Genomic DNA, 23,709 nt, shown 5'->3' on the forward strand with positions numbered 1-23,709 from the left:
TCAGGCGGGCGCGCGTTTTTTCGCGGTGCGCTTTTGCGCGACGGCCTTCTTGCCCGCCAGTTCGGCGAGCTCGTGGTCATGGCGTTTTGCCGCCCGCTCGCATTTGTCTCTGATCTCCTCGACCTCGGATTCGGTCAGGTGCTCGATGCCGATGAAATGATTGTGGCCCTCGCTGACGCGGATCAGTTCGTCGAGCTTGGCCTGAACCGCGGCGCCGTCGCGGTTCTGGGTGTTCTGGATCAGGAACACCATCAGGAAGGTGATGATCGTCGTTCCCGTGTTGATGACGAGCTGCCACGTATCGGAAAAGCCGAAGAATGGCCCGCTTACCGCCCAGACGATAACGATGGCGCAGCAGGCGATGAAAGTCGGCGGCAGGCCCGCCAAGTGCGAAACGGTGTTGGCGATTCTGGTAAACAGCTTTTCGATCATTCACATCCTCGACCGTTCAAAGCGCGACGAGCTGACCAAGGCCGCATTCATCGCTCCAACAATAAACAACCGGCAGCCGCTTCCGGTTCCCTGTCGCAGAGGGCATCGCTGATGCAATTGTATGCACGCCAAAGGCGCAGCGCCGTGAAAAGCCGCCTTATCGGTTTGTTGCCATTAGTCACCATGCAGGCAAAAAACCTGTTCCTTCCGCTTCACGCGGATTTGTCTCCAAGCCCCTTCCGCTGGGCCACCCCCGCATGGCGGAAGGGGTTCGTTGCGTTGCCGCAGACCAGCGGAACTCTTCCCGACACGTGCCGTTCAGAATTTTGGCGCCAGGATTTCGGCCAGCCAGTCGATGAAACCGCGCACGCGCGGCGAGCTCTCAGGAATGCTCTTGCTCCCAGCGATGGAGAAAATCCTCAATCGGCAAGGCCTGCATGTCGGGAACCGCTTTGGCGAGTTTCTTCGGCGGCCAGTCCCACCAGGCGAGGCTTTCGATCCGCGCCGCGATCTCGGAGGGAAAGCGCATGCGCAACGGCTTCGCCGGTACGCCGGCGACGATTGTGTAGGCCGGTACATTCCGCGTCACCACCGCATTGGCGCCGACGATGGCGCCATTGCCGATGCTGATGCCGGGCATGATGACGGCGCCATGGCCGATCCAGACATCGTTGCCGATGCTGACCGCCTTGGCCTGCCGCCGCGCGCGGAACGCCGCGTCGACGCCCAGCCAGCGGAAATACTCGTTCGGCCGGTAGCTGAGCTTGTGCTGCGTGATCCGCTCGATCGGATGCTCCAGCGCGTTGATGCGGCTGTTGGCGGCGATCGAGCAGAATTTTCCGATCGTCGTGTAGATCGCCTCGGCGTGGCGCTCGAAATAGGAGAAATCGCCGACATTGACCTCGCGCAGCACCACCCGTTCGCCGATCGAGGCATAGCGGCCAAGCTTGCACGCTTTCAGCTCCGCGGTCGGATGGATGCGCGGCTCGGGATCTTTCAGGACGAGGTTTTCGGTACGGTCCATCTGGCGGATTTACCCCCGCGCAATTGCGGAAGCAATTGTCGCGTTGCGCCCGGAGAATCCGTTATTTCGGCTTGCCGCCGGTCCACACCACGTTCTGGCCGAACAGCGGCACGGTCGTCACCGACATTTTCGCCGAGCCGTCCTGCACCTGGCGCGAATGCGAGAGATAGATCAGCGTCTCGTTCTTCTTGTCGTAGATGCGGTTCACCACCTGCTTCTTCCAGATCAGGCTGATGCCTTGCTTGAACACCTCTTCGCCGCCTTCGCTCATGTCGATGTCGCCGATGGTGATCGGCCCGGTCTGGCGGCAGGAGATCGAGGAATCAGACGGATCCTCGAACCAGTTGCCCTTGTGCAAGCGGTCGATGACGCTGCGGTCGAAATAGGAGACATGGCAGGTCACGCCGTCAATCTTGGGGTCCTTGATCGCCTCGACGATGATGTCGTTGCCGACCCAATCGACGCCGACCTTGCCGACCTCCTCTGCCGCGGCGGCACCGGCGCCAAGGGCAATGCATGCGGCCAGCGCGCCGCCGATCAGTTTCTGCCCAATCCGTCTCTGCCCAGTCCGTCTTTGCAAGGGAGCCTCCTCAGGTTCGGTTTGCCGGTCTCAGGTGGGATAAGGGCCAGCTGTTTGCAAGGTAGCGTCCAGCCCGGTTGCGGCAACGCGGCATCTTTGCCTTGCCCCCTGCGACCGGCTAAGACTGCCGGCAGAGAGGCGCCGATCCGGCGCTCGATGATTTCTGCTACGGACAATTCCTGATGATGCGTTCAATTCTGGTCGGCATTCTCGTTCTGATGGCGGCGGGCATCGGCTGGCTCACCTTTGACTTCTATCGCGGCCACTATGGTGGCGAACCGTATGGCGCGCCATTCACGCTGGTCGACCAGAAAGGCGCGCCAATCACCGAAGCCGCCTTCAGGGGAAAACCCAGCATCGTCTTCTTCGGCTTCACCCATTGCCCGGAAGTCTGCCCGACCACTTTGTTCGAAATGGCCGGCTGGCTGAAGACGCTGGGCAACGACGGCAAGAACCTCAACGCCTACTTCGTTACCGTCGATCCAGAGCGCGACACGCCGCCGGTGATGAACACTTACGTCAGCAATTTCTCCGACCGCATCGTCGGCATATCGGGCGATCCCGACAAGGTGCACGCCATGGCGAAGTCCTTCAACATCTACTGGAAGAAGGTCGACACCGGCGACGGCGATTACACGATGGACCACACCGCCTCGGCGCTGCTGCTCAACGCCAAGGGCGAGTTTTCGGGCACCATAGCCTATGGCGAAAGCGCCGATACCGCGATCGCCAAGCTGAAGCGGCTGGCGGCAGGCTAGGCATGATCCCGAAACGTGGATTCCGGTTTTCTCGGACAGAAAAGTGTTGTCCAGAGATCATGCTCAAACAAGAGACCAGCTGATGGGTCAGACCAGGCTCCACTTCATCGCTGGGAAGATCGAGGCCGACCGCATCTTTGCCGCGCTCGAACCGGCTTTCGAGGATGAAGGCCTGCCGATCGCCGTGCTCGAAGTCGATGAAGACCGCGACATCTATGAGGTTTCGCTCTACACCGACGGCAATGTCGACGCGGTTGAGGCGCGGCTAAGGGACAGCCTTGCCGGACTGTCCCTGTCGAAGCCGATCGAGCGCGAGGTTTTGCCCGACATCGACTGGGTGGCGCGCTCGCTGGAGGGACTGAAGCCGGTGCGCGCTGGACGTTTCTTCGTCCATGGCGCGCATGACCGCAGGAAGCGCCACAGCGGCGAACTGGCCATCGAGATCGAGGCCGGCCTTGCCTTCGGCACCGGCCATCACGGCACCACGGCCGGCTGCCTCGAAATGCTGGAGCGGGTCGTGCGCCGCGAACGTCCCAGGAATGCCCTCGACCTCGGCACCGGCAGCGCGGTGCTGGCGATCGCCGTCGCCAAACTGGCGCATATTCCGGTGCTGGCGACCGACATCGATCCGATCGCCGTCAGGGTCGCCGCCGCCAACGCCCGCCTCAACCACGTCAAGGCGCTGGTCGAAACGGTGACGGCGCCCGGCTTCCACCACCCGATCTTCGGCAAGCGCGCGCCTTTCGATCTCATCGTCGCCAACATATTGGCGCGACCGCTGATGCGGCTGGCGCCTGAGATGGCCAGGCATATCAGTCTCGGCGGCTCGATCGTGCTGTCCGGCATCCTCGAGCGCCAGTGCAATGCGGTGATCTCGGCCTATGTCGGCCAGAATTTCCGCCATGTCAGGACCTTGCATCGCGAAGGCTGGGTAACGATCCACCTGAAGCACTGAGACGCAACGCGCTTTGGACCAATCCGAGCCTGTTGCGATTGGCGAAAATCGATTCCGGTTTTCCGGGTCATGCGCTACGGTCGCGCCCGATACAGGAGGCATACCATGTTCCAGACCTTCGATTCCGCAGGCGACCCCAGCGTCGGCAAGCCGCGCGCGACGTTGCTGCGGCGATGGCTGGCGGATAATGGCCTCGACGGTTTCCTGGTGCCGCGCGCCGACGAGCACCAGGGCGAATATGTCGCCGATCGCTCGGCGCGGCTGAAATGGTTGACCGGCTTCAGCGGCTCGGCGGGCGTAGCACTTGTGCAGCGTGACCGCGCCTTCATGTTCGTCGATGGCCGCTATACCTTGCAAGTGCGCCACGAAGTCGATCTCGACATTTTTGCAATCGAGAGCCTGGTCGACAACCCGCCGGCCTCCTGGATCAAGGACAATCTCGGCAAGGGCGCCAGGCTTGGCTTCGACCCCTGGCTGCACACGATCGCTGAGGTCAAGGCGCTGAAAACCTCGGCCGAGCAATCCGGCGCGACGCTGGTGCCGCTCGACAGGAACCCGATCGACATCATCTGGAAGGATCAGCCGGCACCACCAGCGGCGCCGGTCGAAATCCACCCGATCGGCTTTGCCGGGGAACTGGCGAAGGACAAGCTGGCGCGGCTGGCGGCGGCAATCGGCAAGGAGGGCGCGACGCACGCCGTGCTCACCGATCCCTCCTCGATCGCCTGGGCCTTCAACATCCGTGGCGGCGACGTGCCGCACACGCCGCTGGCGCTCGGCTTTGCGATCCTTGCAGCAGATGGCAAGCACCAGCTGTTCATGGACCAGCGCAAGTTTTCGCGCACGGTTGCCGCCTATCTCACCCAACTCGCCGATCTGCACGAGCCCGGCGAATTCGAGGCGGCGGTCGTCGCGCTTGCCAAGGGCGGCGCCAAGATCGCGCTCGATCCGGTGCTGGCGGCGGACAAGCTGAGAATGCTGGTCGAGGACAATGGCGGCACATTTGTTTCAGCAGCCGATCCCGCCCGCATCCCGCGCGCCACCAAGAACCAGGCGGAAATCGCCGGCAGCCGCGCGGCGCACCGCCGAGACGGGGCGGCGGTGGCGAAACTCCTGTGCTGGCTGGAACGGCAGAAGCCGGGCACGCTCGACGAAATAACCGTTGTCACCAAGTTGGAGGAAACGCGCCGGCAGACCGGCGAGGAAACGCAGATGCCGCTGCGCGACGTCTCCTTCGACACCATTTCCGGCGCCGGGCCGAACGGCGCCATCATGCACTACCGTGTGTCGCGCGCCACCAACCGCGAGCTGGCAAAGGGCGAGCTGTTCCTGCTCGATTCCGGCGCCCAGTATCAGGACGGCACCACCGACATCACCCGCACGGTGCCGATCGGCCAGCCGACCGAGGAGATGCGCGAGCGCTTCACACTGGTGCTGAAGGGTATGATCGGCATTTCCACGCTGCGCTTTCCCGCCGGCACGCGCGGCTCGGAAATCGACGCGGTGGCGCGCATGGCGCTGTGGAAGCATGGCTGCGACTTTGCCCACGGCACCGGCCACGGCGTCGGCTCGTATCTGGCCGTGCATGAAGGGCCGCAGCGCATCGCCCGCACCGGCACCGAAAAGCTGCTGGCCGGCATGATGCTCTCCAACGAGCCCGGCTATTACAAGGAAGGCTCCTACGGCATCCGCATCGAGAACCTGATCCTGGTGACGCCGGCCGAACAAGTTGAAGGCGGCGACATCGCCATGCACGGTTTCGAGACGCTGACACTGGCGCCGATCGATATCAGGCTGATCCGCACCGACCTGCTGACGCGCGAGGAGTTGCACTGGCTGGATACTTACCATGCCTGGGTGCTGGCCGAGATCGGCCCGATGCTCGACGGCGAGACGCTGGCCTGGCTGGAGAAGGCAACAGCGCCGCTGCCGCACGACGCCAAGATCTGAAATGAGCTTCTTTCTCCCCGTCACTATACGGGGAGGTGAGGAGCGGTCCGCGAAGCGGACGAAAAGCCAATAGCTTGGCTTTTCGAGTGACGAACGCCCGGCAGGGCAATGAGGGGCGGCGCCGACCGTTCGAAACTGTTCTGCCGGCAGGCGCCCTATGCCACAAACTGCCGCGCTAGGACCAGCACCACCGCCCCGGCCAGAAACATCGCCATCAGGCCGCCGCGCAGCGAGACCACAGCGGCGACGACCAGCGCCGCCCATTCCGTCGGTCCGGCACTGAGTGCGGCGGGCGCCACCAGCGTCGTCAACACCGCCGCCGGCACGGCGTTCAAGCCAGCCTCGACGCGTGGATGGATGTGGTCGAAGCGCGAGATCACCAGATGGCCGCCGACGCGGGTGAGATAGGTGGCGATCGCGCCGGCAATGATGATCCACAAGGTCGCGCTCATCGTTTTGCCTCCACACCGCTATGGTGCGGCGGCAGGATGACGGCCAGCAGCACGCCGGCAACGGCGCCGATGGAGACGTGCCACGGCGATCCCACCGTCTTGTAGGCAATGATCGAGGCAGCGGCACTGGCAATCACCACCGGCAGCCACAGTGGCCGGTTGCGAAAGCCCATGACCAGCCCGAGGAAATAGATCGGCAGCAGGAAATCGATGCCCAGCGCATGCGTGTCGGGGATCAGCTTGCCGAACACCGCGCCCAGCGCGCTCTCGATCCCCCAGAACACATACACCGGCAGGCCAAGGCCCATATACCAGGCAAAGCCAACGGTCTCGCCGGCTTCGGCCCTGCGCTCCGCCACCGCGAATTGCGGATCGGTGAGCACGAAATAGCCCAGCGCTTGGCTGATAACCGGCCAGTGCGCGATTCGCCGGCCGATGCTGGCGGAGTAAAGCACGTGACGGAAATTCACCGCGAAGATCGACAGCACGATCAGCCATGGCGCGACATGCTGGCCGAACAATTCGATGCCGACCATCTGGCTGGCGCCGCCGAAGATCAGCGCGCTCATCAAGAAAGCTTCGAGAACGGAAAAGCCGTTGTCGACGGCGATGGCGCCGAACAGCAGCCCAAATGGCGCCGCGGCGACAACGACCGGCATCGACAGCCGCACGCCGTCCCAGAAGTCGCTGGCCACGGAATTTTCGCTTAAGGTCTCTGCCGACATGTCACATTCCCATCTCGCGCTGCTATGTAGGAGCCGGCGTTTGAAAAGTCAGACGAATTCGCTTGAGCCAACAAATCAGCGAAACTGATGTTGTAAAAAAATGAGGGGTTCGCATGATCACTTATGATTTCACCGGCAGGCACGCGGTCGTCACCGGGGCTGGTGGCGGCATGGGCGAGGCGATCTCGCTGGCGCTGCTCGATGCCGGCGCCTCGGTCACCGCCATCGACGTCAAGCCGCGTCCGGCATCGCTTGCCGCCTATGACGACCGGCTCACCTTTGCCCAAGGCGACCTCACCGACGCCGCCTTTGTCGAGCAGACCATCAATGCCGCGGGCCGCGAGCGCGGCGGCATCGACTATCTCGCCAATGTCGCAGGCGTGCTCTGGTTCGGCCGCGACAAGTCCGCCCTCGAGATGGACCTCGATGTCTGGGACCAGGTCTTCAACATCAATCTGAAATCCTTCGTGCACACCGCGCGGGCGGTGGTTCCGCATATGCGCGCGGGCGGGCGCGGCGGCGCCATGGTGCACTTCTCGACCATCCAGTGGTATCGCGGCGATCCGACCCCGCAGGATGCCTACCAAGCCTCCAAGGCCGGCGTCTGCGCGCTTTCGAAGTCGCTGGCCATGCAGCTGGCAAGCGATGGCATCCGCTCCAATTCGATCTGCCCGGGCATGGCGCTGACGCCGCTGCAGGCGCGCTGGGATACCGAGGAGAAACGCGCTGCCGTTGCCAATTATGCGCCGCTCGGCCGCATCGGCACGCCGCAGGACATGGCCAATGCCGCGCTCTTCCTGCTTTCCGATGCGGCAAGCTACATCACAGGCATCGAACTGGCAGTCGACGGCGGTCTTTTGATGCGGATGTAGCCGTGCAGCGCGCGGGGCTGATTTAGCTCCGCGGTGCCGTGCCCTGGATCACCCTGCCCCAGTCGAGCAGCGGCTTGGCGCGCAAGGCGAAATCGACAAGCTCGTCGACCAGCGTCGGCGCGTGAATTCCAGCCGGATCGATCATGTGCTGGACATAGAAGTGCCGGTTGCGGATGGCGTCGACAAGATCGGGTTCGTTGACCTGCTCGAAGCCGCGCGGCGTGCGCTTCATGCGGCCCTCGGTTTCGAGTTCGAAGCCGTTTTTCCTAAGGGTTGAAAGCAGTTTTCGGAAGTCGGCCGGCCGGGCGACGATCGCCTTGCGCATCGCCAGCAGCAGGGACGGCTCCGGATTCCACCAGGCGACGTCGGCAAAGCAGCGGTCGATCCCGACATAGACGAAGAACACGCCCTGCTCCATCTTGGTGCCATCCGGCGACAGCATGGCCGACAAATGCTGGTTGTAGGGCCGCTTGTCCTTGGCGAAGCGCACGTCGCGGTTGATGCGAAACAGCGATTTCTTGCGGTCTCCGCGCAAGCCCAGACCCGCCGCCGCGAAGCGCTCGGTCAGCGTCTCGACCAGATCGCAGAACGGCTCATGCAACTCGCTGTCGTAAAGCGCGCGGTTTTCCTGGAACCATTCGCGGCTCTGGTGGAAGTCGAGCGCCTTGAGGAACGGTATGGCCTTTTGCCCGAACCCTTTGAACGAACCGGCCATCACGCCTTGCCGACCCGTTGCAGCCAGGTGTCCTCGTCGATGACTTCGACGCCGAGTTCGCTGGCCTGCTTCAGTTTGGAGCCGGCGCCCGGCCCGGCCACCAGCAGATCGGTCTTCGCCGACACCGAACCCGCCACCTTGGCGCCGAGCCGTTCGGCCATCGCCTTGGCTTCGGAGCGCGTCATCTTTTCTAGCGTGCCGGTGAAGACGATGGTCTTGCCGGCAACCTCGCTGTCGGTCGACACGGTGACGACATACGGCTTCGGCTTGACCTGTTCGAGCAGTCTGTCGAGCACGTCGTCATTGCGTTCATTGCCGAAGAAATCGCGCAACGCATCGATCACTGTATCGCCAATGCCGTTGATGGAGGGGAAGACGCTGTGCGGATCCTCAGCCGCCGCCGTTTCCTTGCCGACGCGGATCAGCTCCTCGACGGTCGAAAACGTCCGCGCAAGCACGGCCGCCGTCGTTTCGCCGATATGGCGGATGCCGAGTGCGAAGATGAAGCGGTCGAGCTCCGGCTGGCGGCGCGAATCGATGGCCGCGAACAGCTTGTCGAGACCTTCATAATTGCGGTCCTCGACACCGCGCACATTCTTGCGCGCCTTGCCCGATGCCGCCTCGCGCAGCCGCGCCTGCTCCTCGCGCCGCTCGGCCAGCGCCCTGGTGACGGCTGGGCGGCGATCCCTGAGGGTGAAGATATCGGCGGCGGTCTTGACCAGTCCCGAATTGAAGAACAGGTCGATATTCTCGGCGCCCAGCCCCTCGATGTCGAGCGCGCCGCGCGACACGAAATGACGCAGCCGCTCCACGGCCTGCGCGGCGCAGATCAGCTCGCCGGTGCAGCGCCGGCGGGAATCCTCCTTGCCGGTCTTCTCGTTGATTTCGCGCGTCGCCGGCGAGCCGCAGACCGGACAAATGTGCGGGAATTCGTAAGGCACCGCATCAGCCGGGCGCTTGTCGACGACCACGCTGACGATCTGCGGAATGACATCGCCCGCCCGTTGTATGACAACCGTGTCACCGATGCGGACATCGATGCCGTCGCGAATCGGCAGGCCGTTGCTGTCGAAGCCCTTGATGTAGTCCTCATTGTGCAGCGTGACGTTTTCGACCACCACGCCGCCGACCGTGACCGGCGCCAGCCGCGCCACCGGCGCCAGCGTACCGGTACGGCCGACCTGGATGTCGATCTTCTGCACCGTCGTCATCGCCTGTTCGGCCGGGAATTTATGCGCAACCGCCCAGCGCGGCTCGCCGGTGACAAAGCCCCAGCGACGCTGCAATTCCAGCTGGTCGACCTTGTAGACGACACCGTCGATGTCGTAGCCGAGCGACGAACGCACCTCCTCGATCTTGTGGTAGTGCGCGATCAGCTCCTCGACCGACTTCGCCCGCACCATCAGCGGGCTGACCTTGAACCCCCATTCGGCGAATTTCTGCACCGAATCATATTGGGTCGTCGCCGGATCCGCTGTCGTGTAGCCCCAGGCATAGGCAAAAAATTTAAGATTGCGGCTGGCGGTGACGGACGCATCCTTCTGTCGCAAGGAGCCCGCTGCCGTATTGCGCGGATTGACATAGTCCTGGCCGCCCACCGCCGCCGAGCGGGCCTTCAGTGCCTCGAATTCCGCATAGGTCATGTAGACTTCGCCGCGGATCTCGATGGTCTCGGGCCAGCCCGATCCTTTGAGCTTGGCGGGGATGTCGGCGATGGTCCTGAGATTGGCGGTGATGTCTTCGCCGACAGCGCCGTCGCCGCGCGTAGCACCCTGCACGAACACGCCGCGTTCATAGCGCAGCGACGCCGACAGTCCGTCGATCTTCGGCTCGGCCGTAAACGCGATGTCGAGATCCTTGTCGCGGTCGAAGAAGCGCCGGCCACGCTCGATGAAATCGGTGACGTCCTCGTCTGTGTAGGCCTTGGCGAGGCTGAGCATCGGCACCGCATGGCGCACCTTGGCAAAGCCTTCCGCCGGCGCGGCGCCGACCCGCAGCGAGGGCGAATCCTCGCGCACCAGACCGGGAAACCGCTCCTCGATGGCAAGGTTGCGCCGCCGCAGCGCGTCATATTCCGCGTCCGTAATCGTCGGCGCGTCCTCGGCATGATAGCGCCTGTCATGACCGGCGATCTCCTCGGCCAGCCGCTGGAGCTCATCCGCGGCTTCGCTTTCGCTCAACGATTCGACTGGTTTTTCAGACATGCAGCGGTCCCTGGACAGTGGCGCGACACCATAAATCAGGATTTCGGAAAAAGCATTCCTGAACAGCGGGATGGAGCCATATCCTGACTCAGTCCGAAAGCCTTGCGACGACTACGCTGCAGCAATATTCTCGCGCAGCAGCCGTTCCGCGGCTGCGCGCGCCTCTTCGGTGATGGTGGCGCCGGCCAGCATGCGTGCGATCTCTTCCTGGCGCGCCGCCCGGTCCATCTCGGCAATGCCAGTGGCAACCTTGTCCGAGCCGCCGGATTTGGAGATCAGGAAATGCGTCGCAGCACGTGCCGCCACTTGCGGAGCATGCGTGACCGACAGCACCTGCACGCGCGTCGACAGCCTGGCCAGCCTTTGGCCGATCGCATCGGCCACGGCGCCGCCGACGCCGGTGTCGATCTCGTCGAAGACCAATGTCGGCGCCGAGCCACGGTCGGCCAGCGCCACCTTGAGCGCCAGCAGGAAGCGCGACAGCTCGCCGCCGGAAGCGACCTTCATCATCGGGCCGGGCCTGGTACCGGGATTGGTGCGCACCCAGAACTCGACCTGGTCGATGCCCTCTTCCGTGCGGTTTTCGCCATCGCTGGTCAGCCCGACGATGAACTCGGCCCGTTCCAGCTTCAGCGCTGGCAGCTCGGCCATGACAGCCTTGGTCAGCCCGACCGCCGCGGCATGGCGAAGCGAGGACAGCTGGGCTGCGGAGATATCGTAGGCCTCGCGCGCCGCCGCGGCCTGCTTTTCCAGGACATGCAGGCGCCCCTCGCCGGCATCGAGATCGGCAAGGTCGGCCAACATGGTGTCGCGCAGTTGCGCCAGATCGTCGACAGCGACACTGTGCTTGCGTGACGCCGCGCGCAACGAAAACAGCCGCTCTTCCGCCTTCTCCAGCCGCTGCGGGTCGTATTCGGTGGCGCGCAATGCCGCCTCGACGCCCGATTGCGCGGCATCCAGCGACAGCATCGCCTCATCCAGCGACTTCACCACATCCTCGAGCAGGCCCGGCGCTTCGCTGGCCTTGCGCTGCAGGCGCCTGAGCAAACTGGCCAGTTGCGGCAGTGGCGAGGACGGGCCTGACAGCACATCCTGCGCATCGTGTATTTCCGAGGCGATCTTTTCGGCCCGCATCATCGTGGCGCGCAATTCGGCCAGTTGCGTCTCTTCGCCGGGCTGCGGATCGAGCTTTGCCAGTTCCGCCACCGAGGCCCTGAGATAATCGGCCTCGCGCGCCGCTGCCTCGACCTTGGCGCGGTGCCTGGCAAACTCCTGCTCGGCGCCGCGCCAGTAGCGCCACGCCTCGCCGGTCGCGCGGGCGGCGCCGAGATGGCCGCCAAAACTGTCCAGCAATTCGCGATGCGCGCCTGGATCGACCAGGGCGCGCTCGTCATGCTGGCCGTGGATCTCGACCAGCGCGTGGCCGATGTCGCGCATCAGCGTGACGCTGGACGGCTGGTCGTTGACGAAGACACGGGTACGGCCATCCGCCGTCTGCAGCCGGCGCAGGATGATGTCGCCGTCATCCTCGATGGCGTTCTCGGCCAGCAGCGCGCGCACCGGGTGGTTGCGCGGCACATCGAAGACGGCAATGACCTGGCCCTGGGCAGCACCGTGCCGCACCAGCGAGGCGTCGCCGCGCGCGCCAAGCGCCAGCGACAGCGCGTCGAGAAGGATGGATTTGCCGGCGCCGGTTTCACCGGTCAGCACGGAAAGGCCGGGCTGGAAGTCGATATCCAGCTTCTCGATCAGGACGATATCGCGGATCGACAGTCTGGAAAGCATCAGAACCCGGACCTCAAGCAATTCCAGGAAAAGTGCGTAGCGGTTTTCCGTCCGGAATTGCGTAGAACAAAAAGTTAGGACGGTTCAGCGCCTCAATCAAACCACTGAACCGCTGTGAAGCGGCATGCGACCGATGGAGTCGCAGCGCCGCACTATCTTTTTGTTTGAGCGTCGGATCAATCCGAAAAGCGCGTTCCGCCTCAGTCGATGCTCGGGCGTCAGGCGCCGGTGATCAGCTTGCCGGCCTTGGATATCCACGATCCGGCATTCTCGCGCGGCTCAAGCCCGTTGCTCTGCAACAGCTTGTAGGTATCCTTGTACCATTGGCTGTCGGGATAATTGGTGCCGAGCACCGCAGCGGCGGTTTGCGCTTCCGAGGTCAAGCCCATCGCGTAGTAGCTTTCGGCCAGACGCGCCAGCGCCTCTTCTACATGGCGGGTGTTGGAATAGTTCTCGACCACGTTGCGGAAGCGCTTGACGGCAGCAATGTATTCGCGCCGCTCGAGATAATAGCGGCCGATCTGCATCTCTTTGCCGGCCAGCTGGTCGTTGGCGAAACGGATCTTTTCCTTGGCGTCGTCGACATATTCCGACGTCGGCCAGCGCGTCACCAAATCCTGCATCGTCTGCACGGTCTGGCGTGCTTCCTTCTGATCCTGGGTGACGTCCTTGATCTGCTTGTAGTAGCTCAGCCCGATAATATACTGGGCGTAAGCCGCGTCGTCGGTCGACGGATAAAGCGTCAGATAGCGCTTGGCCGAGCCGATTGCTTCGTCATAACGGCCGGCGCGATAGTCGGCGAAGGCGCCCATCACCATCGACTTGCGGGCGAATTCCGAATACGGGTGCTGGCGGTCGACGGCGTCGAACTTCTTGCTCGCCTCATCCAGGCGGCCGGCATTGAGATTGGCAAGGCCTTGATTGTAAAGGACGTCGGCCGGTTCGGTCTGGTCGACATAGGTCGACAGGTCGACGTCTTTCTCGGACGACATGCAGGCTGAGAGGAACAGCGATGGCACAACCACCGAAAGCGCCAGGAAAACAGCCCGATACGGCGCTTTCGATTGACCAACTCGCTTGAAGAACATGATCGGATTGCGCCCTTTCGGCGTTAGTTCAATGCCTTTCGCATGGCGTTCCCTCAAAACTGATCCCCACTTTTGAGCGACATGCGCCTAACAGACGGCAGCAGCCATAAACCATAACTGCCTTGCCCAGCAACGCTATGTCTAGCCAATCGCACATTTTTGTGGCGGCTTGGTGTTGCCCCGAATGCTACGCACTTTCACTGGCCGGTGATGCTTTCGTGCAACACCGGCCAGCGTTCAGAAAGCCAGAAAATCGTTAAGAATCAGATCACCCAGGGCGCAAAGACAGGGCCGGTGACGGCGCTCATCTCGGCGGTGCGGCCGCGCTCGCGGCGCGTGGTCTCGACGACCTCGAAGGCCGAACGGTCGGACAGAAGCCGCCGCAAAGCAGCCGCATTCATCCGGTGACCGCCGCGATAGGAGCGGAAGCAACCGATGAAACGGGCGCCGGCCAGCGCCAGATCGCCCATCGCGTCCATCGTCTTGTGGCGAGCGAACTCATTGGGGTAGCGCAGGCCGCCCATGTTGATCACCCGGTTGTCGTCGCCGATCACCAGCGAGTTCTCCAGCGAGGAGCCCAGCGCATAGCCGGCCGCCCACAGCCGCTCGACATCCTTCATGAAGCCGAAGGTGCGGGCGCGCGCGATATCCTGGCGAAAGATGTCGGGGTTGATGTCGGAGGCGAATAGCTGGCGGCCGATCGCCGGGCTTTCGAAATCGATCTCGACCTCGAAGCGCGTGCCGCTATAGGGCCTGAACTCGGCCCAGGACGCGCCATTCTCGATGCGGACGGGCTTGACCACCCTGATGTAGCGGCGCTTGACCGCCAGCGTCTCGATGCCGGCTTGGTCGATGGCTTCCACGAACGCCACCGCACTGCCATCGAGGATCGGAACCTCATGACCGTCGATCTCGATGACGATGTTGTCGATGCCGANAGGGCGCCAACCGCGCCCATGGCGCCGCCCTCCGTCGGGGTGGCGATATGCTCGCCTGCCGGATCGCCGAGCATGGTGCAGAGATCGGTCGCGCCGACTTCAGCAACCAGCGCGCGGAACTCGCGGCTCTCGCTTCCGTTCGAAAGGTGGAAGAGCACGCCGGTGTCGGCGTCCGCAGGGAGGAAATTGACGGTGACCGGTTTGCCGCTGTGAACGCCGGTACCGGTCAGCGTTGCACGCGATTTCAGTGTCGTCTGATAGTCTTGCAAGACAAACCCCATAGCCCAAACGCCTAAGTCCGCTTTAACCCAAAAGGCGCGGCTCTTTTTTATCGGCAGGCAGGGCCACTTCCCCGAATCCCAGCACACCGAAAGTGCTGCGGCAAAGATAATGGTCTGTCAGGGAGACTCCAAATCACGGTTTCTTACTCTGTGTAACCGCGACAGACCTTGAGCGTCACATCGTAACGCCTTGTTATTAAAGCACTTTAAACGTTAACAGGCAGACAATCTCTCGTCTGCCTGTTAACAAGTGTTACATACCGTTAACGGCTCAGTTGGCCTGGCGGCGCAGGAAAGCCGGTATCTCCAGCTGGTCGTCTTCCTGGGTCGACCTGGTCTGCGGCGTCAACCGGCCCTGATCGTCGAGCTGGCCGCGGCGCGGCGCGTAAAGCTGCGGATCCTGGCTGGCAAGGCGGCGCATTTCCGGCGCCGCCTGGCGCAGTTTCGGTTCGCGCGGCTGTGCCGGCTGCAACCGGGCCGGCTCTTCTTCGCGGCGCGTCAGCCCGTTGGTCAGCCGCTTGAGCAGCCCCATCGGCCCGCTGTTTTCATGGTCGGCCGGACGGCCCTTGGCTTCCACCTCGGCCCGCACCACAGGCGGAAAATCCTCCACCCGCGGCATGCGCTGCGGTGCGGCAGCCACCGGCTGCGGCATTTCCCGCATCGGCGCCGGTTGCATCACCTGCTGCACGACAGGCTGCGGCTGGGCAGGCGGGGCCTGGAAGATCTTGCTCTGCGGGCGGAAATCTTCCGCCTGGGCCATCGGCGTCGGACGAGCCATTGCCGCCGCATTGGCCTCGGCAAGTTGGATCGCCTCGGCCACCGGATCGGCCGCGCGCTGCTCATAGGTCTGCTGCTGGACCGGTGCCGGACGGCCTTCCGCCCCCGGAGCCGCTGGGCGGCTGACCGGCTTCTGCTGCGGCGGCACGGCCCGGATCGAGATCGGCGCCGCGGCAATTTCAGCTGCCGATTTGTCGATGCCGGTGGCGACCACCGAGACGCGGATGACGCCTTCGAGTTCCTCGTCGAAGGTGGCGCCGAGGATGATGTTGGCGTCCTGATCGACTTCCTCGCGGATGCGGGTCGCGGCCTCGTCGACTTCGAACAGGGTTAGGTCGCGGCCGCCGGTGATCGAGATCAGCAGGCCCTTGGCGCCCCTCATCGAGGTCTCGTCGAGCAACGGATTGGCGATCGCCGCCTCGGCGGCGGCCATCGCGCGGCCCTCGCCCGAAGCTTCGCCGGTGCCCATCATCGCCTTGCCCATTTCGCGCATCACCGAACGCACGTCGGCGAAGTCGAGATTGATCAGACCTTCCTTGACCATCAGGTCGGTGATGCAGGCAACACCGGAGTAGAGCACCTGGTCGGCCATGGCGAAGGCGTCGGCAAAGGTGGTCTTGTCATTGGCCAGCCGGAACAGGTTCTGGTTGGGGATGACGATCAGGGTATCGACACATTTCTGCAGCTCCTCGATGCCGAGATCCGCCGTCTTCATGCGGCGCTGGCCTTCGAAATGGAACGGCTTGGTGACGACGCCGACGGTGAGGATACCCCGTTCGCGCGCCGCGCGGGCAACCACGGGAGCCGCACCGGTTCCGGTGCCGCCACCCATACCGGCGGTGACGAAGCACATATGGGTGTTGGAGAGATGATCGATGATCTCATCGATGCACTCTTCCGCCGCCGCACGGCCCACTTCAGGCTGCGAGCCGGCGCCGAGCCCCTCGGTGACATGCGCGCCGAGCTGGATCAGCCGCTCGGCCTTCGACATGGTCAGCGCCTGTGCATCGGTGTTGGCCACGACGAACTCGACACCGCGCAAGCCCGCGGTGATCATGTTGTTGACGGCATTGCCGCCGCCGCCGCCGACACCGAATACGGTGATCCGCGGCTTGAGCTCGGTGATGTCCGGCTTTTGCAGATTGATCGTCATTGTCTCCGTCCTTTGCCTTTCCCGCCGCTTCGCCGCCGCGGCCGCCTATGGGGCTGTCCCCGTCAATTAGAAACTGTCTCTCAACCACTGACTCATGCGATGCAGTTTTCCGCCCGTCCCGGTCATCCTGAGACCGGAAATTCCTTTCGCCGGATGGCTCTCGAAGCTCGCCATCTGCGGATAGATCAGCAGCCCGACCGCCGTCGAGAAAGCCGGCCCCTTGGCAGCTTCCGGCAGGCCCGCCACGCCGAGCGGGCGTCCGATGCGCACATTGCGTCCCAGAATGCGGCGCGCCGCCTCGGGGAGACCCGCAAGCTGGCTGGCGCCGCCGGTCAGCACGACGCGTTTTCCCACGGCATTGCCGTAGCCCGACTTGTTCAGCCGGTCGCGCAACAGTTCCAGCGTCTCGTCGATGCGGGCGCGGATGACGCGCGTCATCACCGAGCGCGGGATCTGCAGCGGCATCTCGCCGTCTTCGCCGATCGGCTGGATCGAGACCAGGTCGCGATCGTCGGCACTGCCAGGCAGCGCCGAACCATGCATCACCTTCAGCCGCTCCGCGGCGTCGAGCGAGGTCGACAGGCCCTTGGCCATATCGAGCGTCACATGATTGCCGCCGATGGCAATGGCATCGGCGTGGACGAATTTGCCTTCCGAAAACACCGAGATGGTCGTCGTGCCGCCGCCCATGTCGATGCAGGCCGCACCCATTTCCAGTTCGTCGTCGACCAGGGCCGCAAGCCCGCTGGCATAGGGCGTCGCCACCATGCGCTCGACCGAAAGATGCGAGCGGTTGATGCAGAGCTCCAGATTGCGCAGCGGCGCGGCATCGCCCGTCAGCACATGCATATCGACGCCGAGTTGGTCGCCGACCATGCCGCGCGGATCGCGCACGCCGCGCTCGGCGTCCAGCGAAAAGCCGACGGGCAGCGAATGGATCACGTCGCGTTCGGCCTTGAGCGCCTGCTTGGCGCCGGCGGCAAGCACGCGCTTGATGTCGGCTTCGTCGGCCTGATGGCCACCGAGATTGATGGTGGCCGAATATGTTTCGCTCTTCAGCCGGCCGGCCGTCATGTTGACGATCAGCGAATCCACGGTCAGTCCCGCCATGCGTTCGGCTGCGTCGACGGACAGGCGAATGGCGTGCTCCGCGCGGTCGAGATCGACGACCACGCCCGACTTCACGCCTTGCGATTTCTGGTGGCCGATGCCGATCACCTGGATGCGGTGCGAGCGGCCGCGCAACAGCTTGCCGTCCTCGCGCGGCTTCAGTTTCGCCACCACGCAGCAAACCTTGCTTGAGCCGACATCCAGCACGGTGAGCGTGCCGGAACGCCGCGAAGAGGCATCGCTCTTGCCGCCAAGCCAGCTCATATCTTCGTCCCCGACTTGCGCTTCAGATTTTGCGGCTTTTCATTGAGCGCGGCCTGGCGCTGCGTCGCCGCTTCCGGCGTCAGCTGCACCACCAGGCGATCGGAGATGCGCATGTCGACGGCGGCGATGTCCCGCGTCAGAAGCCCGTTGTCGTGGTCCATCCGAACCAGATCGGCGATCGCCTGATCCTCGCCATCCTCGGGCAGCTTGATCGTGATGCCGTTTTCCAGCTTAAGGTCCCAGCGCCGTTCGCCGATGCGGATATAGCCTTTGACCCGAGCCGCGAGCTCGGGAAATTTGTTGATCTTGGCCACGAAGTCGGGGGCCTTGGCCGGCGCGCCGGTGCCGATGATCAGCGGCAGCAGCGCCTGCTTGCCGCCGGAGAACGGCGCGATCACCGCGCCGGAGCGTTCGATGACCGAAAGCTCCGCGCCCTGCTGCCAGAGCGCGAAGGGCTCGCGCTCCTCGACACGCACTTCCAGCGTATGTGGATAGACCTTGCGCACCGCCGCCACTTCGACCCAGGGCAAGGTATCAATACGTTCACGCGCGGCCTCGGCATCGAAGCCGATCAGTGACGTCCAGCCGTCGAGCTCGAGCCGGTCCAGTATGTCGATCTCCGAAGTCTGGCGGTTGCCGACCACCTTAATCTGGTCGACGGCAAAGCCGGTCCGGGCGGTGATGCTCTGGACGATGTCGTCGGCATGACCGCCGAGAATGGCGCCATAGAGGCTGCTTGATGCAATGAGCGAAGCCGACAGGATGGCCGCGGAAAAGCGCGGCGCGACGAAGTCGCCGCCGCCCAGGCGCGCCAGCACGCGCACCGGCCGGCGCAGCACGCGCGGCAGCACGAAATGGTCGAACGACAACGGCATGCCGAACAGCGCCGGCCCGGCGCCGCCCCTGCCCTTGTCCTGTCCCCATTTCAACGCAGACACGAAGCGTCCTCCACCATCCAACTCAACAATTCGCCAAACGAGTGCCCGGCCTGGGCGGCGATTTCAGGCACCAAAGACGTCGGCGTCATGCCCGGCTGAGTGTTGATCTCGAGCCAGACAATCTCGCCGTTTTCGGAGTGACGGTCGTCATAGCGGAAGTCCGATCGGGAAACGCCCCGGCAGCCGATAGCCAGATGTGCCTTGAGCGCCAGTGTCTGTATTTTTTGGTAAATATTTGATGAAATTTTAGCAGGGATTTCGTGTTTTGATCCGCCGGCGACGTATTTTGAATCATAGTCGTAGAAGGAATGGCCGGTCGGAATGATCTCGCAGACGCCGAGCGCCACGTCGCCCATGACGGCGCAGGTCAGCTCGCGCCCATGGATGTAGCGCTCGACCATGACGGTCTCGCCATATTTCCATTCGGACGAGCCGATGACCTGCGGCGGATGCGACTGCCCTTCATGCACGATGACGACGCCGAAGCTTGAGCCTTCATTGACCGGCTTGACCACGTAGGGCGGCTTCATCGGATGCTTGTTCTGGATGGCAAAGCGGCTGGCAACCTTCGATTCCGCCACCGCGATGCCGGCAGCCTTGGCGACCTTCTTGGCTTGTTCCTTGTTCATGGCGAGCGCCGAGGCGAGCACGCCCGAATGGGTGTAGGGAATGGCCAGATATTCGAGGATGCCCTGGATGGTGCCGTCTTCACCGAACGGGCCGTGCAGTGCGTTGAAGACGACATCGGGCTTGAGTTCGGTGAGCACGGCGCCGACATCGCGCGCAACATCGACGCGGGTAACCTGGTAGCCTTCATTCTCAAGCGCATCCGCACACGCCTTTCCCGAAGACAGAGACACGGGCCGCTCGGACGAGAATCCGCCCAGGAGGACAGCCACATGCTTGTTCTTCATATCCCGTCATCCCTCTCACGGCGGGCCCGCAACCACGCATTCAGCGACCAGATTGAGTCCGAGTCTCCCGGCAGGTTGCCCCCCAGACGGAAAACGCGGTCGACGCGTCGAACGACTCAAATCAGGAAACGCTTTAAGGCAGAGAATCAGAGAGTTGATTCGCTGGCAAGTGCTTATGATTCCGACAGATTCACTTTCCGCGAAAACGGCCGGAAAAAGCGTGTTGTGAGTCTTTGGAGCAACGGTGGCGCTGTTGTTTCAGACCTTTGAAGTTCAAGCATCACATGAACTTCAGCTTGCGCTAAAGAAGCTGTCCGAGGAATTCCTGCACGGCATGGCCGGGGCGGAAATTGCCGAGGCGCTTGATTTCCCACTGCAGGCGGATGCCCGATTTTTCAAGCACGCGAGCGCGCACCGTCTCGCCGAGATATTCGAGATCGTAACCGGTCGCTGTTCCGGTGTTGATCATGAAGTTGCAGTGCATCGGCGACATCTGCGCGCCGCCGATCATCAAACCGCGGCAGCCCGCCTTGTCGATTTCCTTCCAGGCCGAGGTGCCTTCCGGATTCTTGAAGGTCGAGCCGCCGGTCTTCTCGCGGATCGGCTGCACCGTCTCGCGATGCGTCTGGACGGCGTCCATGGCCGCCTTGATCGCCTCTGGGTCTTCCAGAACACCTTCGAAAACGGCGGAGGTGAAGATCAGCCCGGCAGGTGCGGCCGAGTGACGATAGGCATAGCCCATGTCTTCATTGCTGAGTGTGTGGAGATTGCCCTTGCGGTCGAGCGCCCGCACCTCGACGACACGTTCCCGCGTCTCGACGCCATTGGCGCCGGCATTCATCCTCAGCGCCCCGCCGATGGCGCCGGGAATGCCGTGATAGAAATGAAAGCCGCCAATGCCGGCCTCATAAGCGACGGCCGCGACGCGCTTGTCGGGCGTCGCAGCACCGGCCTTGATGACGGTCGGCGAAACCACCTCGGCCTCGCCAAAGCCCTTTGCCGAAAGCCGGATGACGAAACCCGGAATGCCGCCGTCGCGCACCAGGAGGTTGGAGCCGATACCGACGATGGTGAGCGGGATGTCCTCCGGCACGGCGCGCAGGAAGGCAGCCAGATCCTCCTCGTCGGCCGGCTGGAACAGGGCGTCCGCCAGACCGCCGGCGCGGAACCAGGTGATCTTGTCCATCTCGGCATTGGGCGTGATGCGGCCGCGCAGGCCGGCAAGCCGGTCGCCAAGTTTGTCGAGCAGGTCCTGGCCGCGCATCATGAGACGGTACCGCCGAGTTCCCCAGGCAGCGCATAGGCCCATTGGGTGATGTTGCCGGCGCCCAGGAAGATGACGAAGTCGCCCGGTTTCGCCAACGCGCGAATGACGGGCGAAATCGCGGCAGGGGTTTCGACGTAGCGCGCATCGCGATGGCCGCCGGAGCGGATGCGCGACACCAGCGCCTCCGAGGTCACGCCGTCGATCGGCTCCTCGCCCGCCGCATAGACCGGCGCCACCATCACCGTGTCGGCATCGTTGAAACAGACCGAAAACTCGTCGAACAGATCGTGCAGCCGGGTGAAGCGGTGCGGCTGCGCAATGGCGATGACGCGGCCCTTGGTGGCGCTGCGCGCCGCTTTCAACACCGCCGTGATCTCGACCGGGTGGTGGCCGTAATCGTCGAAGATGTCGACGCCGTTCCACGAGCCGGTGTGGGTGAAGCGCCGCTTGACGCCGGCAAAGGACGACAGCCCCTTCTTGATCGCTTCGGCCGACAGGCCGAGTTCATGCGCGACCGCAATTGCGGCGGTGGCGTTGGAGACGTTGTGGCGGCCGGGCATCGGCAGCCGCAGATCCGATATCGTCGTCTGGCCGCCGGTCTTGCGGTCGCGGATCACCACGTCGAATGCCGAGACGGCACCGGCCATGCGGTGGTTGGTGAAACGCACATCGGCCTGCGCGTTCTCGCCATAGGTGATGACGCGGCGGTCCTCGATGCGGCTGACCAGCGCCTGTACTTCCGGATGGTCGGTGCACATGACGCCAAAACCGTAGAACGGCACGTTCTCGACGAATTGCCGGAACGCCTCGCGCACCTTGTCGAAACTGCCATAATGGTCCAGATGCTCGGGATCGATGTTTGTGACGACGGCGATCTCGGCCGGCAGCTTGAGGAAGGTGCCGTCGCTTTCGTCGGCTTCGACCACCATCCACTCGCCATCGCCCATACGGGCATTGGTGCCATAGGCATTGATGATGCCGCCATTGATCACCGTCGGGTCGAGCCCGCCGGCATCGAGCAGCGTCGCCACCATCGACGTGGTTGTGGTCTTGCCATGCGTGCCACCGATCGCGACCGCCTGGCGGAAGCGCATCAGTTCGGCCAGCATCTCGGCCCGGCGCACGATCGGCAGCAGTTTTTCGCGCGCGGCCTTCAGCTCGGGATTGGATTTCTTGATCGCGGTGGAGACGACCACCACTTCGGCCGCGCCGATATTCTCGGCCTTGTGGCCGACAAAGCATTCGATGCCCTTGTCGCGCAGCCGCTGGACATTGGCGCTGTCGGCCTGGTCCGAACCCTGCACCTTGTAGCCGAGATTGTGCAGAACCTCGGCGATGCCGCTCATGCCGATGCCGCCAATGCCGATCAAATGCACAAGGCCGATGGTCTGCGGCATCTTCATCAATGCGTCCCTTTCCTGAAATCCGAAACGGTTTTTCTGGACGCAATAGCCTCTGTGAGATCAGCGAGCAACCGTGCCGCGTTCGGCCGGCCAGCCGACTTCGCTCCGGCAGCCATGGCCGTCAGCCGCTCGGGAGTGTCCATCAGCCCGCCAATGAGAGCCGCGATGCGCTCCGGCGACAGTGACGATTGCGGATGCACCTCGCCGCCGCCCGCCGCGGCAAGGGCGGCTGCGTTCGCCGCCTGATCGTGATCCAGCGCATAGGGATAAGGCACCAGCAGCGCCGGCCGGCCGATGACGGCGATCTCCGAAACCGTCGAGGCGCCGGAGCGCGAGATCACCAGATGCGCCGCGCCCATGCGCTGTGCCATATCGGTGAAGAAGGGCGAGACCTCGACATGGACGCCGAGTGCCGCATAGCCAGCCTTCACCCGCGCCACGTCGTCGGCGCGGGCCTGCTGGGTGATCACCAGCCGCTTGCGCTGCGCCTCCGGCAGAAGTGCGATCGCCGTCGGCATGGCGTCGGAAAAGAACTGCGCGCCCTGGCTGCCGCCGAACACCAGGAGCCTGAACGGATCCGCCCCTTTGGATGCGGTGTAGGGCGTCTTGGCCGCCTCCAGGACTGGCGGCCTGACCGGATTGCCTGTCGTCACCGTCTTGGCGCCTGTGGCACTTTCATCTTGCGGCAGGAAGCCGCCGGCAATGGCATCGACGCGCCCGGACAGCGCCCGGTTGGCGCGGCCCATGACCGCGTTCTGCTCATGGATCAGCGTCGGCAGCTTGCGCCGCGTCGCGGCATAGAGCGGTGGCAAGGTCGGATAACCGCCAAAGCCGACGACCGCATCAGGCTTGATCCTGGCCATGACGGCGGAGGCCTGGCGCACGCCGCGCCAGATCTTCCAGAACGCGCCAAGCAGCGCGACAGGGTTTTTCGAGCCCATCGTCGCCGACTGGATCGGATGGATGGCGGCGGCCGGGAAATGGCCGGCAAAGCGCTCGGCGCGGTCGTCCGTCGCCAGATGCACGCCCCAGCCGCGCTCGATCAGCTCATGCGCCAGCGCCTCGGCCGGAAACAGATGTCCACCGGTTCCGCCAGCCGCGAGAAGGATCACACCCCGCGCCAT

At 63.8% G+C, this 23,709-nt stretch carries 20 protein-coding genes and 1 pseudogene; 4 read left to right on the forward strand and 17 right to left on the reverse strand.

The genetic code is table 11. The annotated features are described in order from the left end of the window. The 3 genes from X756_RS155925 to X756_RS155915 all read right to left on the reverse strand — a co-directional run bounded on the left by X756_RS155925 (window position 1) and on the right by X756_RS155915 (window position 2,036). The gene (locus tag X756_RS155925) at window positions 1-432 is read right to left on the reverse strand and encodes a low affinity iron permease family protein (RefSeq protein ID WP_023750938.1); all 432 of its coding nucleotides are present in this window, start codon (window positions 430-432) and stop codon (window positions 1-3) included. Window positions 433-814: 382 nt separating this feature from the next. Continuing rightward, the gene (locus X756_RS155920) at window positions 815-1,456 is read right to left on the reverse strand and encodes a DapH/DapD/GlmU-related protein (protein WP_023729338.1); all 642 of its coding nucleotides are present in this window, start codon (window positions 1,454-1,456) and stop codon (window positions 815-817) included. 61 nt (window positions 1,457-1,517) lie between these two features. Further along, window positions 1,518-2,036: a CreA family protein gene (locus X756_RS155915; protein ID WP_023753104.1), complete on the reverse strand. Its 519-nt coding sequence runs from the start codon at window positions 2,034-2,036 to the stop codon at window positions 1,518-1,520. A 182-nt stretch (window positions 2,037-2,218) separates the two neighbouring features. Here X756_RS155915 and X756_RS155910 point away from each other — a divergent pair, with 182 nt between their 5' ends. The 3 genes from X756_RS155910 (at window position 2,219) to X756_RS155900 (ending at window position 5,699) form a co-directional block, all read left to right on the forward strand. After that, window positions 2,219-2,794 (forward strand): SCO family protein, encoded by a 576-nt coding sequence (locus X756_RS155910; protein WP_023712445.1) that lies wholly within the window; start codon window positions 2,219-2,221, stop codon window positions 2,792-2,794. 82 nt (window positions 2,795-2,876) lie between these two features. Continuing rightward, window positions 2,877-3,749, forward strand: coding sequence for a 50S ribosomal protein L11 methyltransferase (locus tag X756_RS155905; protein ID WP_023682125.1), 873 nt, complete (start codon window positions 2,877-2,879; stop codon window positions 3,747-3,749). A gap of 105 nt (window positions 3,750-3,854) precedes the next feature. Further along, window positions 3,855-5,699: an aminopeptidase P family protein gene (locus tag X756_RS155900; RefSeq protein ID WP_023729339.1), complete on the forward strand. Its 1,845-nt coding sequence runs from the start codon at window positions 3,855-3,857 to the stop codon at window positions 5,697-5,699. Between the two features lie 155 nt (window positions 5,700-5,854). Here the strand turns inward: X756_RS155900 and X756_RS155895 are convergent, their stop codons facing one another. Both X756_RS155895 and X756_RS155890 read right to left on the reverse strand, forming a co-directional pair. Continuing rightward, the gene (locus X756_RS155895; protein WP_023729340.1) at window positions 5,855-6,151 is read right to left on the reverse strand and encodes an AzlD family protein; all 297 of its coding nucleotides are present in this window, start codon (window positions 6,149-6,151) and stop codon (window positions 5,855-5,857) included. After that, entirely contained in the window at window positions 6,148-6,876 is a 729-nt protein-coding gene (locus X756_RS155890; protein ID WP_023712442.1) for an AzlC family ABC transporter permease, read from the reverse strand. The genes X756_RS155895 and X756_RS155890 overlap by 4 nt, the downstream gene beginning before the upstream one ends. 113 nt (window positions 6,877-6,989) lie before the next feature. On the opposite strand from X756_RS155890, the gene X756_RS155885 reads away from it, so the two are divergent. Next, on the forward strand, window positions 6,990-7,748 hold the full coding sequence (locus X756_RS155885; protein WP_023729341.1) for an SDR family oxidoreductase: 759 nt from the start codon (window positions 6,990-6,992) through the stop codon (window positions 7,746-7,748). Between the two features lie 22 nt (window positions 7,749-7,770). Here the strand turns inward: X756_RS155885 and X756_RS155880 are convergent, their stop codons facing one another. The 12 genes and pseudogenes from X756_RS155880 to murG all read right to left on the reverse strand — a co-directional run bounded on the left by X756_RS155880 (window position 7,771) and on the right by murG (window position 23,709). After that, window positions 7,771-8,463 (reverse strand): TIGR02453 family protein, encoded by a 693-nt coding sequence (locus tag X756_RS155880; RefSeq protein WP_023729342.1) that lies wholly within the window; start codon window positions 8,461-8,463, stop codon window positions 7,771-7,773. Further along, window positions 8,463-10,667 carry an NAD-dependent DNA ligase LigA gene (gene ligA / locus X756_RS155875; protein WP_023729343.1) on the reverse strand — a complete coding sequence of 735 codons (2,205 nt, stop codon included), beginning with the start codon at window positions 10,665-10,667 and terminating at the stop codon, window positions 8,463-8,465. The genes X756_RS155880 and ligA overlap by 1 nt, the downstream gene beginning before the upstream one ends. A 111-nt stretch (window positions 10,668-10,778) precedes the next feature. Next, window positions 10,779-12,452 carry a DNA repair protein RecN gene (gene recN, locus X756_RS155870; protein WP_023729344.1) on the reverse strand — a complete coding sequence of 558 codons (1,674 nt, stop codon included), beginning with the start codon at window positions 12,450-12,452 and terminating at the stop codon, window positions 10,779-10,781. Between the two features lie 218 nt (window positions 12,453-12,670). Continuing rightward, the gene (locus tag X756_RS155865) at window positions 12,671-13,540 is read right to left on the reverse strand and encodes an outer membrane protein assembly factor BamD (RefSeq protein WP_023668284.1); all 870 of its coding nucleotides are present in this window, start codon (window positions 13,538-13,540) and stop codon (window positions 12,671-12,673) included. A gap of 263 nt (window positions 13,541-13,803) precedes the next feature. Continuing rightward, window positions 13,804-14,759, reverse strand: a pseudogene (gene lpxC / locus X756_RS01000000165340) (UDP-3-O-acyl-N-acetylglucosamine deacetylase). A gap of 271 nt (window positions 14,760-15,030) precedes the next feature. Further along, a complete protein-coding gene (gene ftsZ / locus X756_RS155860) occupies window positions 15,031-16,689 on the reverse strand; it encodes a cell division protein FtsZ (RefSeq protein WP_023712437.1) in 1,659 nt (552 codons plus the stop codon). Between the two features lie 66 nt (window positions 16,690-16,755). Beyond that, window positions 16,756-18,063: a cell division protein FtsA gene (ftsA, locus tag X756_RS155855; protein WP_023668281.1), complete on the reverse strand. Its 1,308-nt coding sequence runs from the start codon at window positions 18,061-18,063 to the stop codon at window positions 16,756-16,758. After that, entirely contained in the window at window positions 18,060-19,001 is a 942-nt protein-coding gene (locus X756_RS155850; RefSeq protein WP_023688033.1) for a cell division protein FtsQ/DivIB, read from the reverse strand. The genes ftsA and X756_RS155850 overlap by 4 nt, the downstream gene beginning before the upstream one ends. After that, window positions 18,989-19,915: a D-alanine--D-alanine ligase gene (locus X756_RS155845; RefSeq protein WP_023668279.1), complete on the reverse strand. Its 927-nt coding sequence runs from the start codon at window positions 19,913-19,915 to the stop codon at window positions 18,989-18,991. The genes X756_RS155850 and X756_RS155845 overlap by 13 nt, the downstream gene beginning before the upstream one ends. A 301-nt stretch (window positions 19,916-20,216) precedes the next feature. Further along, window positions 20,217-21,182, reverse strand: a complete 966-nt coding sequence (gene murB, locus X756_RS155840) for a UDP-N-acetylmuramate dehydrogenase (RefSeq protein WP_031238034.1) — start codon at window positions 21,180-21,182, stop codon at window positions 20,217-20,219. Continuing rightward, a complete protein-coding gene (gene murC / locus X756_RS155835) occupies window positions 21,179-22,585 on the reverse strand; it encodes a UDP-N-acetylmuramate--L-alanine ligase (protein WP_023729346.1) in 1,407 nt (468 codons plus the stop codon). Before murC ends, murB begins: the two co-directional genes overlap by 4 nt. Beyond that, on the reverse strand, window positions 22,585-23,709 hold the full coding sequence (gene murG / locus X756_RS155830; protein WP_023729347.1) for an undecaprenyldiphospho-muramoylpentapeptide beta-N-acetylglucosaminyltransferase: 1,125 nt from the start codon (window positions 23,707-23,709) through the stop codon (window positions 22,585-22,587). The genes murC and murG overlap by 1 nt, the downstream gene beginning before the upstream one ends.

It is taken from the genome of Mesorhizobium sp. LNJC405B00, assembly GCF_000502615.1.
GTDB lineage: Bacteria > Pseudomonadota > Alphaproteobacteria > Rhizobiales > Rhizobiaceae > Mesorhizobium.